Source organism: Paenibacillus terrae (assembly GCF_000943545.1).
GTDB lineage: Bacteria > Bacillota > Bacilli > Paenibacillales > Paenibacillaceae > Paenibacillus > Paenibacillus terrae_A.
The window spans coordinates 1-15,609 of record NZ_JTHP01000090.1; the positions used below are offsets into that span (position 1 = coordinate 1).

The 15,609-nt window shown below is 38.6% G+C and carries 12 protein-coding genes and 1 pseudogene; 3 read left to right on the forward strand and 10 right to left on the reverse strand.

Going from position 1 to position 15,609, the window contains the following annotated elements; all coding sequences use genetic code 11:
- The 4 genes and pseudogenes from QD47_RS26490 to QD47_RS32700 all read right to left on the reverse strand — a co-directional run.
- Positions 1–927, reverse strand: a pseudogene (locus QD47_RS26490) (phage terminase large subunit); the annotation flags it as partial.
- A gap of 175 nt (positions 928–1,102) precedes the next feature.
- Positions 1,103–1,948: a tyrosine-type recombinase/integrase gene (locus QD47_RS26495; RefSeq protein WP_044648926.1), complete on the reverse strand. Its 846-nt coding sequence runs from the start codon at positions 1,946–1,948 to the stop codon at positions 1,103–1,105.
- Positions 1,949–2,108: 160 nt separating this feature from the next.
- Positions 2,109–2,852 carry a hypothetical protein gene (locus tag QD47_RS26500; RefSeq protein WP_044648927.1) on the reverse strand — a complete coding sequence of 248 codons (744 nt, stop codon included), beginning with the start codon at positions 2,850–2,852 and terminating at the stop codon, positions 2,109–2,111.
- Between the two features lie 70 nt (positions 2,853–2,922).
- Positions 2,923–3,084 (reverse strand): hypothetical protein, encoded by a 162-nt coding sequence (locus QD47_RS32700; protein WP_200893528.1) that lies wholly within the window; start codon positions 3,082–3,084, stop codon positions 2,923–2,925.
- A 147-nt stretch (positions 3,085–3,231) separates the two neighbouring features.
- Here QD47_RS32700 and QD47_RS34315 point away from each other — a divergent pair, with 147 nt between their 5' ends.
- Positions 3,232–3,513, forward strand: a complete 282-nt coding sequence (locus tag QD47_RS34315; protein ID WP_082067309.1) for a DUF3953 domain-containing protein — start codon at positions 3,232–3,234, stop codon at positions 3,511–3,513.
- Here the strand turns inward: QD47_RS34315 and QD47_RS26505 are convergent, their stop codons facing one another.
- Positions 3,514–4,770, reverse strand: coding sequence for a site-specific DNA-methyltransferase (locus QD47_RS26505; RefSeq protein ID WP_044648928.1), 1,257 nt, complete (start codon positions 4,768–4,770; stop codon positions 3,514–3,516).
- Between the two features lie 776 nt (positions 4,771–5,546).
- On the opposite strand from QD47_RS26505, the gene QD47_RS26510 reads away from it, so the two are divergent.
- The gene (locus QD47_RS26510) at positions 5,547–6,065 is read left to right on the forward strand and encodes a superantigen-like protein SSL4 (RefSeq protein WP_044648929.1); all 519 of its coding nucleotides are present in this window, start codon (positions 5,547–5,549) and stop codon (positions 6,063–6,065) included.
- Positions 6,066–6,974: 909 nt separating this feature from the next.
- On the opposite strand, the gene QD47_RS26520 is transcribed toward QD47_RS26510, so the two are convergent.
- The 5 genes from QD47_RS26520 to QD47_RS32260 all read right to left on the reverse strand — a co-directional run bounded on the left by QD47_RS26520 (position 6,975) and on the right by QD47_RS32260 (position 14,137).
- A complete protein-coding gene (locus tag QD47_RS26520; protein WP_044648931.1) occupies positions 6,975–8,987 on the reverse strand; it encodes a hypothetical protein in 2,013 nt (670 codons plus the stop codon).
- A 14-nt stretch (positions 8,988–9,001) separates the two neighbouring features.
- The gene (locus tag QD47_RS32705) at positions 9,002–9,172 is read right to left on the reverse strand and encodes a hypothetical protein (protein WP_200893529.1); all 171 of its coding nucleotides are present in this window, start codon (positions 9,170–9,172) and stop codon (positions 9,002–9,004) included.
- A 95-nt stretch (positions 9,173–9,267) separates the two neighbouring features.
- A complete protein-coding gene (locus tag QD47_RS30270) occupies positions 9,268–10,413 on the reverse strand; it encodes a ParB/RepB/Spo0J family partition protein (protein WP_052646960.1) in 1,146 nt (381 codons plus the stop codon).
- Between the two features lie 104 nt (positions 10,414–10,517).
- Positions 10,518–13,916 (reverse strand): RNA dependent RNA polymerase, encoded by a 3,399-nt coding sequence (locus QD47_RS26530; protein ID WP_044648932.1) that lies wholly within the window; start codon positions 13,914–13,916, stop codon positions 10,518–10,520.
- Between the two features lie 68 nt (positions 13,917–13,984).
- Positions 13,985–14,137, reverse strand: coding sequence for a hypothetical protein (locus QD47_RS32260; protein ID WP_161797205.1), 153 nt, complete (start codon positions 14,135–14,137; stop codon positions 13,985–13,987).
- A 200-nt stretch (positions 14,138–14,337) separates the two neighbouring features.
- Between QD47_RS32260 and QD47_RS26535 the strand changes: the two genes are divergently transcribed.
- Positions 14,338–15,354, forward strand: a complete 1,017-nt coding sequence (locus QD47_RS26535) for a helix-turn-helix domain-containing protein (protein WP_044648933.1) — start codon at positions 14,338–14,340, stop codon at positions 15,352–15,354.
- Positions 15,355–15,609: the final 255 nt, after the last annotated feature.

Sequence of the window (15,609 nt, forward strand, 5' to 3'; positions counted from 1 at the left end):
CTTCTTGCACATCAAATAATAGTAGTCTAAATACTCGCTCCACAGAATTTCCGTACCCTCTAACATCTCCTCCTCATTCGCTATAAAAAAAGACAAAGCCGTATTGATCCTGTCCTCATCCTGCAAGTTATTATATTGTCGTTCCCACTCTGACCACAAATCATCACGCTCTGAAAATTGAAGCACGGCTGCTTTACGGACACTTCGCACACCTGGGATTTTACCCTTGAGCAAATCGGCCATGATATCTTCTTCGTTCAAAATCGTTCCACAGATCAGAATATTGGTATCTCTTGTTCCGATAGGCAGAATGACATCCGTAAATGTATTTTTAATTTGTTCTCGTTTAGCTTCGGATCGTGCCGTATCTTCCTTGAGCAAATCATCCATTAGAACCAGTGTAGGACGGTGATGCTTATAGTGAATACCTCTCAGGCTACCGTCAATCCCACGAATCATAATGCAAGAGTCCAGCCCACCTTTACTCTTGAGCCAAATCTCATTGTTGTTCCAGCGGCTCCCTTTACGAATCCCAAAATCCTCAATCAGCATCGTATTCGTCTCTAGCTCATCTTTAATCATGTCTAAGAAGGGCAATGCAATTTGCTCCGTAGCGGATATAATTAGCGTAAACTGTGATTTATCATATAAAGTCGCATACAGCGGAAATAGAAAAGAACTGATTGTTGACTTTCCATGTTCCCTTGGGAGTCCGAAAGCTGTAATCAGTCCAGTATGGGCAAGCATATGTTTTAATTCTGAAAATAACTCTTGATGAAACTTGCCAAATGCTCGATCAAAATATTTAGGAAAATACGCCAAGGCAAAAAATTCAATGTCCATCTCACCGATAAGCTTTCTTAGTTCAGAGAAAGAGAACGTTTCGATCAGTTGTTTCATTTTGGGCGGCTTGAAATGCCTCTCCATATACTGCTTAAGCAGTTCAGCTTGTCGTTGCTCTTCTTGCTTTATTGTTTCAATTGTTCTGGCTCCTTTCTCATTTTCACTGTAAAATCATCACAAAAATTTTTGCACTCTTTGCTGGCGGCTCTGTTTTTGCAAATAGAAGCCCCCCTCCCATCCACGACAAAAAGAGTGGCTCTCACCACTCAATATTTGCCAAAGCTTCAGCCATATCCTGCTGTGTTGTTAGGGTATAGATATTGGTTGTTGCTACGTGATCATGTCCAAGGATTTGCTGGATAGTCGTCAATGGAGTCGTTTTTACCAACTTATAGCCAAGTGTATGTCTGAGCATATGGGGTGTGACTTTTACGTTGATCCGATCTCCATATTTGTTCAGAATCAGGTTAATCGCATTTCGTTCCAGTGCTCCTCGCTGCCCAATACATAGATATTCTGATTCCACTTGTGGCCTGACTTCAAGATATCGGGTAATGGCTTTTCGCACATCCTTATTTAATGGAATAGTACGAAAAGAATTCCCTTTACCGAATACCTTCAATAATCCTTTGCGTTCACTTATTTCAATATCTTTCAGCTTGATACCAACCAATTCGCTTACCCGTATCCCTGTACCCAGCAGCAATTCAATCATACAGATATGCATCCGATTGCCCATACGGTGAATTTCATTTCTCAGCTTCCACAAATCCTTTTCCGCTAACCCTTTGTATTGCCGAACAACCTTGTTTCTGACCGCTTCGATATGTATTTCTTCCTTTATATAGCCTTGCTGATGCATCCACTGTGCAAATACATTGATACTGGCAATCTTGCGGTTGATGGTGAGTATAGCTTGGTTAGTGCTTTGCAGAACCTTCTTGTACTCTACGCCATCCAATTCAATCCACTTGTCCAGTCCATATTCCGTCTTTCCCCGATACCAAGCTGTGAACTGCAATACGTCCCGAATGTAGCACGAAACCGTGTTCTCGCTCCGATCCTTGCTCCGTAAATGTATTTCAAACCCTTGAATATACTCCATTTTCGCCCCCACCTTTCCGCTTGTGTGTCACATCATACCGTTGATGTGGGGGAAAGTCCACTCCATACATAACTTATCTTATGCACTGATTTTGGGCAATTTACAGGCTAATTTAGGGCTGAAACTGGTGTTTATCTATACAAATACTGACGGCATAACGTTATGACTGTGAATCATCCGGCTCCACATATCCTTCCTCAATATCGACCGATTCCTCAATAGCTTCATATTCGGCATCTACTACATCCGCTTCGATCATATCCAAAAATAGCTGCTTCCGTTCCTGTTCCAGTGCCTTCGTATTGACTACCAGCTCACGGCGATCATTCCACTCATTGGGTGCGCGGTTCTTCAAGTAGAAGATCATCGCTGTCGGATTGGGAGGCTGATATCGTTTTACCTTCTCGATACGCGTCTTCTTTTTCCCATTTTTGTCCTCTTCAATGATTGTTTTAATTTCTTCATATTCATACCCCGTTGCAGCTTTCAAAAGTGAATTTTCTACGTGAGATATGGGGACAGATCTGCTCCATTTGACTAGTTCAGCCAGCATCGGATGTTTATCTATATACTCGTACCAAGTCGTTTTACCAATGTCGAGTTTCTTGATGATGTCCTCTGCATTCACGCCTTCTTCGAACCATTGCTGAATCTCCGCTAACCGAGGATATACATGTGTTTCCCACTTGGTTGGACGTTCCAATGCTTCAGCAAATTTGGGATGTTTCCTACGATAATCACCTAATGTCCAAATATGAATATTTAATCGTTTGGCAATTTCCTCATCTGTTGCTCCTTCACGTACCCAAACGGGAATATCCCTGAGTCTTGGCACAACAAATTGATCATACTTGGTCAGTATCTTAGGCTTGTTTCTTTTTGGCTTGTCATTGTTTTTACTCATCTTATGCTCACCTCCATCAACGAAAAAAGGGAACTGCCAACTATCGGCCATTCCCCATATGTATTCTAGCTTACCCTTCCAACTCAGCCTCGTAAAACAATTCGATATCCTCAATCACCTTCTGAATCAACTCATTGTCCTCCCGAGCCTCCTCAGTTCCTAGCACATTTACCTTTTCAGCTTGCATACCCTTTAGGAACCGAATCACCATATTCACTTTTGCCTTCCCCAATTGAATCACCCTTTCGGTTTAGTCAGCACATGATACCTCTGACCTTGCCGACTCAGCAACTACTTCATCATAACCATACTACTTACCATTCCGAATCAAATAGTTGTATAATATTGTATAAAAGGGTTACACCGAATAATACGGTATATGAAGTGGGGGAATTTACCTATACTTAAAAAACTGAATATCTATCAAGTTCTTAAATTTGTATGTGCCGCTGTTGTTATAATCACGTCCCTTTGGTCACTTGCTTATCCCGGCGACCATATTCTATTCAAATTCTCACAATTTTTCCTCGGTCTCATGTTTTTATTTTCTGGCTTCTCAGAACTTAAGGCAAATCGAAAAACTTACGCAATAATTAGCTTCAGTGTCTCCTTGTTTTCTATTTTGGTATTTATAACTACACTTTTATCAAGAAAAGGTTAACTACACGCACTCTAATTCTGACTCAGCAACAATTTCATGATAGTCATACTGTTTACCATCTCGAATCAAATATACACTACTATTATCTCCAACATGGGCAATATATCGCTTCACAATTACATCTACATATTTGGGATCAAGCTCACTCGTATAGCAAATCCGATCCGTTTCCTCGCAAGCAATCAACGTTGAACCTGAACCACCAAATGGATCAAATACGATATCACCAAGCTTGCTCGAATTTTTAATTGGGTAGCTAATCAAGGGAATCGGCTTCATCGTGGGATGATATTCATTCCGAAAGGGGCGATCAAATTGCCATAATGTCGTTTGCTTTCGATCACTGTTCCAATAGTGTCCACCTGTCGGCTTCCAACCATATAATACGGGTTCATGCATCCAATGATAATCTTGTCTACCCATTACCATAGCTTGCTTTGCCCAGATACAGCATTGTGCCAATTTGAATCCAGCTTCGATAAATGCCTTCCTAAAATTTAATCCTTCGCTATCCGCATGGAATACATAAATACTCGCTCCATCATCGGCTACTTCATACATTCGAGTATAGGCAGCCAATAGGAAATTATAAAACTGGTCGTCATCCATCTTATCGTTTTCAATTTTTAATGCATCCTTGGTTTTACCTGTATAATCCACATTATAAGGTGGATCGGTTACAATAAGCTGAGCCTTCTTACCATCCATCAATGTTGTAATATCCTGCGGATTAGTCGAGTCACCACAGATGAGCCTATGCTTACCAAGTAACCAGATGTCACCTTTACGAGTGATCGGATGTTCAGGCAATGCTTCTTCTAAATCGAAATCATCCTCATCATCTACAGTTTCCTCGTGCAATGTATCCAGCAACTTCTCTGCTTCAGACCAATCAAAGCCTGTTAACTCAATATTATATTCTGCTTCTTTTAACTCATCTAATAATGTAGCCAGTGCGTCAAAGTCCCACTCCCCTGTAATTTTATTGAGCGCTATGTTCAGGGCTTTCTCTTTCGACTTATTCACATCGACTATGACACAATCGACTTCATCATAACCGAGTGCCTTCAACACTTTAGCTCGTTGATGACCTCCCACGATGGTATAATCGCTATTACAAATAATTGGTTCACAATAACCGAATTCCATTACACTATTCCTGATCTTTTCAAACTCTGGATCACCCGCTTTTAAATCCTTCCTTGGATTATATTCGGCATGTACCAGTTGATTGATTTTCAATTTCATCCATTTCATTTATAATACTTGCTCCTTTATGTTTACAGCCTTATCATTGTTTCTTACGTTTTTTATGTACGGAATTAAAGTTTCTAAGTTTATGAATTTGATTTCCAATCCATTTCATCCCCCTTTCTAACTGTGTACTCATAGTTACAGTACAGAATATGCTAAGCCAAATACAGGTTTCCATAGCTAATGCTAGTAACAATATAATCATCCTGATTTCTCCTCTCTAAATGAAAAAGAAACCCTAGCTCGTAGCCAGAGTTCCCGTGTTATGATTCTATAATTGTAAAACTGCTCAATGTGTCACGTGACACATTTCAATATAACAACCACGTTTTGCATTTTTGAGTAAGGACGGCATCCTGCATCTTCATGACGAAGAGCATGCCGCACAGCACGGCAAGTATGTACAGACGAGTCTGACGGCCAACTCATCGCAACACCGCCGATCTCAAACTGCTCACAGCAGAGCTTCCAACATGAATCATTTCCCCGGTTCATCTGTGGCTTTATGGCACGGGCAGGCGGCAAGGAACCAGTTAACCAGCGGAAACATGAACAGCCTGGTCAGAACCCTTGCGCGGTTTGATTCCGTAGTGTACCTTATTAGGATAATGGAATCATTGTCCATTTTTTTGTTGAACAATTACAATAAAAGACTTATAATGTAAATGTATATAACTACCTGTAAAAAACTTTATTGATCATGAATGCTCTAATAGCTTCTATACATACTGGTTGATTGATAAAGTACACAGGTTAAAAAAATCAAAGAAAGTGGGCTTATGAATATGAAAAACATTAAAAAAGCTTCCGTATTATCTGTTTTGTCTTTAGCACTTGCAATTCCGCTAACTGCTTCTGCGGCAACTACTACGGATGTTGCACCAGCAACAACAGACTCAACACAAGTGAGTCAGTCTGCAAACACATCGACCGATGTGAATACACCAAAACCGGGGGATCATGTCATTACTCCACAAGCTACTGATGGACAAATTGTCGATCGTCCAGTAGCTGGATTTAATGATTCTGCTGATTTTGACGTTAAAGCAGGGTATGGATATGTAAGATTGTACTTGAGAAACACAGGGAACACTACTATAACTTTTACTGTGAATCAGGGAAGTGCATCTGGTGCGGAAAAGTACAGTGGAACAGTAAAACCTGGTAAAACATTCGATGAAATATTAAATTCAAGCAAGCCATGGACTGTAGGGAAATTTTATGTTAGTTTAAGTAGTGGTTCTGGTTCCATGTCTGGAAAGCTTGGAGTACGGACTAGTACTAATACGAATTTTTAAATATAATTGTTGGGAAAGCGAGCCAATGAGGCTCGCTTTTTTTGTTGGGGGTGATATTCATGAAGAAAAGCCCGAAACCAGGAATATGTATGCTTTGCAACGACCCCAACCCGAACCCGGAGCATACAACGATGGGCACATCCTTTTGCGATACATGTTGGGATGTAATGAAATCTGGGGATAGGACAAATTGGGTGAAAGGATCGTTTGGGACAAGTGATATCAAGAAAGTGAGCAAAAGCCAGCTTACTATGGTTTAACTGCCCATTTTCCGGTATTGTCCGATTTTTGTTCTTTGACGGCCATTTTCGGTAATCAGTAAAATGATCTTATCATTCCTCTCTAGTAACTAAGTACAAATGCTTTTATGCAACTTTAAAATTTTGCAAATACCAGTCCATATTCAACAAGATAAATTTGAATATGTAAGTCGAAAATTTTAAATTAAGCAACCTGACTACAAACGAATACGTGTCTTGGGCATGAGGTTAATATCATTTCTCCATTTCATCCTTTCTAAGTTTAAGCTGTATTCAATGGACTGACCCCTGTTTCCCCTATAAATAGAAAAGTGGGGTCACGTCAATCTATCATGTTCAAAAAAATAAAATGAAGACAGCCAACGATGTTGGATGGCTACGGAAAGAAATAATTTGTTTACAAATTTTTGTTGACGGCTTCTTTTGATCTTAACGTTTGTACCCACATAAGGGGAAACTCTCTCACCATCTCGATAAAAACCACTTCGCTACGCTTCGTAATCGGTATTCATCGACCTGCCGCCGTTTCCCCTCTTGCCTTCGGCAATTCACCCTTTTGCGGCTCATTAAGTTCACTTTATTTGCAAATTTATCATAAGAGGAAGAAATCTTCCCTTAATATTAGGGAGAAAATCTTCCTTTGGAACTACTACAATAGTTTACGATAATGCTCGCTAACCACGTGATCGGTAAATGCATCTTGATCCACTAGCATAAATAACCAATATTGTCGTCCAACTTTGGAGGTTCTTTCGAATAGCAATATATTATGATTCTTTAACTCACTCAAAATGAATTGCTTTCTATTTCCCTTCCAATTATCTCTAAACCACTGATATAGTGCTTTTCCACCTATTTCCTTAGCGGTAAGCTTGATATTCTTTTTGCCCACCATGAGCTTAACCATTTCTATCATTTTCTTGGTACAAGCTTTCTTAAATCGAAGTTCATTATGTAGTTGATGCATGTTGATTCGTTCATCCGGCAATCTAAATTCCTGTTGTATTAGTGTTAACCATTCTGTCCGTTTCGAGTACATCACAATATCCACTTCTTCGGGTAAATTTACATTGCGTAAGGATGTCCTATGAATAATTTGCGAGAGATTAGCCAGCACATCTTCTATGTATAGTTTTTGTATTCTCTCATCCGTAAACCAGTTTCCTTTATTTCGATTCTCATTTAAGGATATATCGATGTCTACACCATACATGGCTACCGAAATTTCCCGATAATGCCTAGGAGGGCGAATGGGAATACCAAATAAGGCCATCGCATTAAAGCTAGAAAAATCATTATTACCTACCACATTGAAAAGATGTTTCCTCATATCATCATCTGACTTCTGCTTGATTGTGAAAAATTGCTTGAGCTGTTCGTCCGTAATTACACCCTCAGCGTGATAAAATGCGATATCATCCTGCTTAGGTAATGCAATCATTTTGAAACTTGGACGTTTTTCTTGTAGTTTACTTTGTATCTCCAAGAAATCTCCTGCTATCGCTTCCTTAACTTCTTTTAGTTCACGGTAAGATAATGTTGTGGACGTATTTATATTTTTCCATCGAATATTCAACCGCTCAGCATATCGATGAACATTTGTCATGGGGATCAGTTCAAATCCAGAACGTTCATATATACTTTGGCTGATATGTGCTGTCCCGTCCAAAATCAGCATATGGGTATGTAAACGACTATAGTCCAGCCACTGTGAACAAATAATAGCTTGCTTATTCGTTCGTTCTATACAGCCAATATGATCCTTTGCATACATCTTCATAAACCACGTATATCTTCTCATATCCTCAAGTTCACCTTTAGCATCAGCCAATTTAGCCAGGATTGTATTGAAGAACCGTTCTCTTTCTGAACCCTCTATAAATCGATTCAATCGTAATGTTGAATGGGAAGTTACATTGTCCTTTAATTCCAAGTTGATCAACTCACTCAGGATATCTCTAGCTTCCTTAAATTCACGATTACTTAAATGAATACGATCTGCCAAATGCTCAAACCAGTCAAATGAATTGTCTTTACTGCCAATATCCCAGACACAACTGTCGTAGTAAATAGGCATCTCGTCTATGATCACCAATCGTTTCCACTTATGTACTTCTTTAAGCTGAGCATCATCTTTCGTATTCTTAGCTCGCTGCGGGTAATATAATAAATAGTTATTCATGTTCTCATCATCTAACATCAAATCTCGAAGTCTTTGCTGAGGAATACATAAAATTTGATATTTCCTCATGGTATCTATCACTTTATGAATCTCATCAGAATTGACATATGCAATGGCATCTGGTATTTCATGTTGCTTGGCAAATTCAGAGACATCCTTGTATACATTATTCTTCATCGTGTCGTTATTATTAAACACAAGCAATAGCGGATACTTTTCATTTTGATTTGAAGCATTTTTCTTTAATAGGCTCTTGCATAGAACATTTAATGCTGTACTTTTCCCTGTACCGGGAGCAGAATTGACTACCCATGACAAATAGGATTCTTCACATTCAGATTTATCCATATTCATTTGAAATCCCTTATGTATAAAACTTGATAATGCATGGTATGTCGCCATAAATGCCTCTTCATGGAGACTTTCCATATGCGAACGAGAAATATAAGCTTCCAGATCGCTCCATTGATTCACTGCCAAATCAGATTCACTCCTTATATTTTCGGTTGCTTAATTTCCTCTAATGCCTGTTGAAATTCTTCATTAATAGCATACAGCCAAAACTTTTGATGCTTATCAATCGTCAAGGCGCGAGTAATGTACCGGATATTTTTATCCTGCAATTTCCGCATCATCTGACCATCATAACAATAAAAATAGCTCATTCAGAAATACTCCTCTCATTGTGGAATCGCACCCTATAGCAGGTGTCACCCAAGCGCCCGTGTTAACAGGCGCTATATGTGTCACGTGACACCATTTACTCCATGGCCAGCAATTCATCAAGTATGTCATCCATTGAAACATGATTCTCTTTGGCAATATGGTCTAATTGTTGCTTATAGAATTTGATTTCTTCCGTTAACGTTTCCAATGATTTGTCCTCTAAAGAATCGCTATACTTTTTGCATTTTTTTAATTCATCTTGAAAGCTATGTAAATTCCATTTTTCTTCGATGTTGGTATCAGAGTGAAAGAGTTCATTTCGCATCTCATCCCAAAATTTTTCAACCATCCACGGTCTAAATTCGGAATCAAAGTGATCTTTATTTTTTTCCAAATCATAATCAACTGCAAAATCAATATCTTCTTCTGTTATGTTGGAGATATGAAGATGATTGATAATACAATTCATTTGAGCGGTTAAAGCGAATCCTCTATTTTTAGAAACAACCACAGAGCCAAGTCCCTTATAATTCAAAATAGGCGAGATGATTAAATCATAATGCCAACCATCCACCCAACTCTTGACTTCGTTTACGGTTAGTTTTTCTTTTTTTATATCATGCTTCTCCCAAAATGAACTATGAAATTTCAATTGATAGTTTTCAAAATGACTTTCTTCTCTCTGTGAACCGTTTTCATTAAGAAACTTTGATGTCGGTTTGTTTTTTATCAATCTATTCAAAAACGATTCCATTTTCAGTAGTTGCTTGGCATGACCGTCCGAAATATACCCCTCTGCAATCCAATCGTGAATAAAAGGTAATAATTTCAATAATCTTAAACGGCTTGTAACAAAGGCTCTGTTTTTGCTTACTTTTTTTGCAATTTGGTCATGCGTGTATCCTCTTTGTACATACTCATAAAATGCATGAGCTTTTTCAATAGGGGTCATTTGTTCCCGTTGGATATTTTCAATAACAGATAAATGAAAAGCTTCTTCATCGCTCAATTCCTTTATTTTCACTGCAATCGTATTCAGCCCAGCCATTTGACTTGCTCGATATCTGCGCTCCCCTTGAACAATCTCATATTGATCTCCCTGTGGTCTGACCAGTATGGCTTCTTGTAAACCATCGCTTACAATGGATGCTGCCAGCTCCTGCAAAGACTCCTCGTTAAAATGCTTACGTGGCTGATTCGGGTTGGTAACGATCTGGCTTAATTTTAATGTGATGTTCAAATGATGATATCTCCCTTATGTTTGGATTCGTATATATAACGTTCTAGCTGTCACCCAAGCGCCAGTGTTAACAGGCGCCTATCATGACAGACCTATGATTTAATTTAGTCGATATGGACTATCGCCTTAAAGCTTGATTTCGTGACTTTCTCAATCCTGATAAATTCAATTGCTGCTCCGTCAAAATCCAGTAAGGATAACTCCTCATCTCGACGAATGGCCTGATCTCTCGGAATTATACATTTCCTTTCTCCATGCTCATCTATAATATGAACATAGTTTTGCTCGACCACCTGAATTTGTAATTTCTTACCCAATGCCTGGTCAGCTATCAACTGTGATTCTTCCTCTGACTTTTTCAATGTGCTGAAACCAAGCGGATAATTCTTCAATATTCGTCTTGTACTTTTCTCGTCCAGCATAGAAGGCGTATTACTAGTTTGTACTACGGTTTCCCTCTCAGCTTCATACCCAATAAAGAATTGTCCCATAATTTCAAATAATGAATAAACACCGTCCGGCACATGGAATGGAAACTCCAAATCATCTATTGTAGCGATGCCAGCTTGAACGGTAAGCTCCTTGCCTTCTACATTCCGATTCGTGAGCCGGTTCACTCTTCGTACTTCCCTCTTCATCACATTTTCATGCTGCTTTAGATTTTCCAGTAGTCCATCTACAAACAGCCATGCAAAGGAGTACGTTCCATAATTTTGATAAGCGATCTCCACAGCTACACTAGCAAGAATTGAAGGGTACGGACAAATCTCCTCACACTGAGCCTTGTACTTCTCTCTTAACTTGGCGTATTCAGCACTGATCGCTTTCCGGGTATCATTGTCTCGTTCCCATTTTTTCAGTTCATTAAATTGCTTTTGGCGATGATTAATTTGGTTTTTCAGCTTATTGTATTTTTTATACAGTGGCTCAATGTGAGCTAGGTAGCTCAGAAACTTCGGCTGGCTAACCTTGCTCATATCCTGTAACAATTGTCTCGTGCTTTCGATGCCCAAAATAGACTGATCCAGTTTCCCATCTTTCATCTGGAACTTGTCATCTATGTACTTTTCTGCCTTGACACAAAATTGATTAAACGGCGATTTCATCGAGTGCTGATAATCCTCGGCTTTGCCACCATTCACAAAACGAAAGAAATATGGCATTTGGATAGCCAGACGATCCAGCACATATGGAATCTCTACTTCCAGTCCATTTTTGGTCGCATCAATGATTTGACCTTGGAGAAATTTAAGGACAGAGTTTTCCAAAACCCGCGCTTGCAGATTTCCCTCTTCCAAAGCCATATTCTGAAAATACGTGTTCACATTCGTACATCTACCTGTCAGGTTATGCAGGCTTTTCAGTTCCATCTTGATGATACTATCCATATGATTCGGTACTGGAGCAGCTACTTTTTTATCATCCTCATTGATGATCGTAGGAGCATCGATCACGGCTGAGAGTATGGTAGGATCGTTGGTACAAAGAGCCGTATCTCCATCCACATCTCCTAGTCCAAGTCTTGCCAGTGTTAAATCACAACAGTTCAGAACAATCACATTATCCAAATGACGTATATATCGGTTATGTACTCGTACAAAATCTAGCTTACCGACTTCATTAAATATCGTTAGCGGTGAACGGAATAGCGCATGCATTCCACGTTTCCGATTCATAAAAGCCTGGTTCTTCTTAAGCACACCTGTTACTGGTTTTCCACTGGCATGCTCCATAAACGCAATCGGATCATTGGTTAGATAAAAGTAGCTACCTCGAATCGGGATGCGACCTTTCAACATATCCTGTACTTTCAACATGACTTGCTTCACGATGAATTTGCGGACATTACCGTCATACAACATCAGTTCATTCAAATCGATGGCTTGGATGATTTCATTGATAAATTGTTTCTTCTGACCCCGTTCTATTTCATCTTCCTGTTCGTCGGGTTCTTCATCTACATCTTTCGGTTCATCGTCTTCTTGGACTAGCATATGTAGGAACGCTTTCGTGTACGCAATATCTCGAAGCCAATTTCCATGGACTTCATTTTTTTGTCCATGTAGTACACGTTTGATGACATCCATTAGAGGCGTAGCTAATTGATATAAGTCGTTCAGTGTAAGATTCAACGCATGAATATATTGATATGTCAGTGGTGTGTAGGCGTTCATCTGGTATGCTGGCTTCGCATAATTGGCGATCCAAAAATTGTTATGGTTATGTACTTTCAGTAATGCTTCATATTCCGTTATATTTTCAAACAAACACTTGGGTTTTGCCTCTCCCTCACTGTATTGATGCCATGCTTTGAAGCAGGATTTGGTAAGGATCAGGTCAATAGGACGACCCTCTTTGTCGATGATCGGCTGTAATTCACCAAAAACATCCTTTATCTCTGTCACGCTGTTTTCCTTGAACCATTTCATCAGATCGATTCGAATAAAGTTACCTTTAATATATGGAAGTCTTCCCTGAGCTGCATTAGGTGAATAGGATAGATTCAGGTGTTGTCCAATACGCTCTGCAAACTGGAAGCTCATTAAACCTTGACCATCAAAAAACTGGACATTCTTATTTTCATACTTTGGATACTCGACTCGCTTGAAACCGATGGACTCTTCATTAATAGTGATGATTGGGATTTCTTCCGTTTGCTCGATGGAATAGCAAGGATATAGTTCGTCATTATACATAACTGAACGAGCAGAGAAAGGAATTGCTTCTAGCTTCACTCGACGATTCTTTTTATTCCATCCATTGAAAGTTTTATATTCATTTTGATCAGGAACAGACTTCGTGCGACCATTCCACGAGATCGTTTTATTCGGTATACGTTCTAACTTATGTAATTGTTCCTTAGTTGGTTTTAATTCTTTCTTCGCCTTGAAATATTCACGTTGCTTCGTCTTTTCCTCGAACACCAACTTCTGCTGCTCCAAATTTGCGGCACACTTTTCCACTTTCCACACATCTTCAATGATTTCATCCTTTTCATAATCTGGTATGACGACAATACGAGGGATATACGGAACTGGTTGTGCCGCTGAACGACTCACACCAAGAGCTGCCTCCCACTTATGGATATTGGTGAGTGGTGGCATTTTGCCGAGTGTAATGTGTCGATAAAGATCAACAACATACTTTTCCTGAATAAATTCTGTTCGTTGTGTACGTCCCATCGCAGGTGACTTGATCGAACGGACATATTTCTCTCCATTATAGTAGATGCCCTCTCGTAACATACGTTCAAACAAGGCAAGTTGGGATGGATCATCTTCGTCAATTTGGTCTGCTTTGAGCATGAAGATGACTTCGGTAACATCGGTGGAAGGATCACGTTCTGCTACAACTCGTTTGAGTTGATCGAGATAGATGCTGTTTGATAAGGTGATGGTACGAGTGCTGGACTGTGGCACACAAAGTTGGTCACCTACATGAGTGATCTCGTTAAAGTGGAACAGTTTGATTTGGTATTGATTTCGTGTTGGATTACTAGACAAATTTTGGCCTCCTGTTTAATGGTTTGAGTGATATGGTCCTCATAATAGTTCTTCTACTGAGAAAAGTATCAGTCTTTGTCTTCGATAATTTCTACCTGTTGCGGTGATTCTTTCTTAAGCCGATCTTTTTCTTCATTAAGAATCTTTTGCTCTTCATCAAGTTTACGGATAATCGATTTTTGTTGTGGACTTAAATGTCTAGTATCAAATCTCCAATTCATTAAACTTCACCACCCTTCCATTCCTGAGATACATTAGTCCCGAGTTCACCTTTTCAATATACTGGTAATAGGTGAACACAAATATATTGTATCATCCCAAATTAAAATTCGTCAACATTTTTCGTAAAATATTTTACGAATATAAAATTATTTTTATTTATGAAATTTTAGGTTATAATATTTACTGAGGGGTGATATATATGCCGAAAGTCAAATTAACTGAAGAACTAAGCAGGGCTATAAAGAATACTCGAAATGATAAAGGAATTAAAGCAGCTGATCTATCTAAATATATTGATAGAAGCCTTGCATATATAAGTAAGTTAGAAAACAATAATGCAGAATTTGTTGATTTGGAGGTTCTCTATAAAATATTTGAATTTCTTTTGGGCAAAAAGGAAGATTTTCTTGAACACATACAGCCACTACTTGAAAAAACAACCATTGAATTAACCCCCGATGAGATTAAAGAACAAGAATGGATACAGATATTTGACTTGGAGTATCGTCAGATACCAATTCCCGATTCTCTAATAACGTTCATTACAAAAATGTTAAATGGACTGAATCTGACCGCAGAAAAAGTCATTCTTGAGATGAATAAAAATGAGGAATTATCAATTCAAAATATTTTACACAAAAAAACTAATTCTCTAATCTTTGAGCGAAATCAAGAAAAACCATGTTCCTATATCGTATTTGACTTAAAGGACAATCTACTACAAAAAATCCTCAGTAAGCAGATAAATATTATTAACTATATTACAATGGAAGGAATCGTTCGCACTCTTTATAAAATGCAGGGTGCATCCATTAAAGAAGCTTCTGAAAAGGCAGTCCTCACATTAAACGAACATAAATTTTTCAGCTTATATGAGAAAAAAGAGCTTTTACGAGAAAAGGTACATGGTGAAGAACTTGATATGGTTCTAACTGAGTTTGATAAAAAAAATATGATCGTGGTGAACACTATTATGAAGCACATCAAGATACTTAGTGATTGGAACATAGATTATGCTAATCGGAAATTAAAAAATTTGGAGGACAGTTTCGAGATTGATCCTTCCTTTATTTTGGCTGTAATTGGGGGCGAATTTTTCAAATTAGCTAATCTGGATAAAGAAGGAAAGAAAGCGTTTCTTGCAGATTTATCTGCATTGATAGATAAACATTCGGATAAACCAAAATCTTCTGAAGAAAAATTCGAGGCATATTGAAAATAGAAAAAGGTCTGCTAAATAATGAATCCATCTACGTGTTTTGTACTATTGTCTAGTTCTTATGTCGATCCTATGTATATGTCAGCCATTTCACTAACAATACACATTCTTAAACTACTACTAGTTAATGCGAGGAAGGTTACGAAATGAATACAAGAAAAGCAGTTTTCTCTTTCTTATTATTGATCTTTTATATACCTATCTGTATGTTTCTTTGGTTCTCTACCTATGGTTTAATAAATTCAATAGATC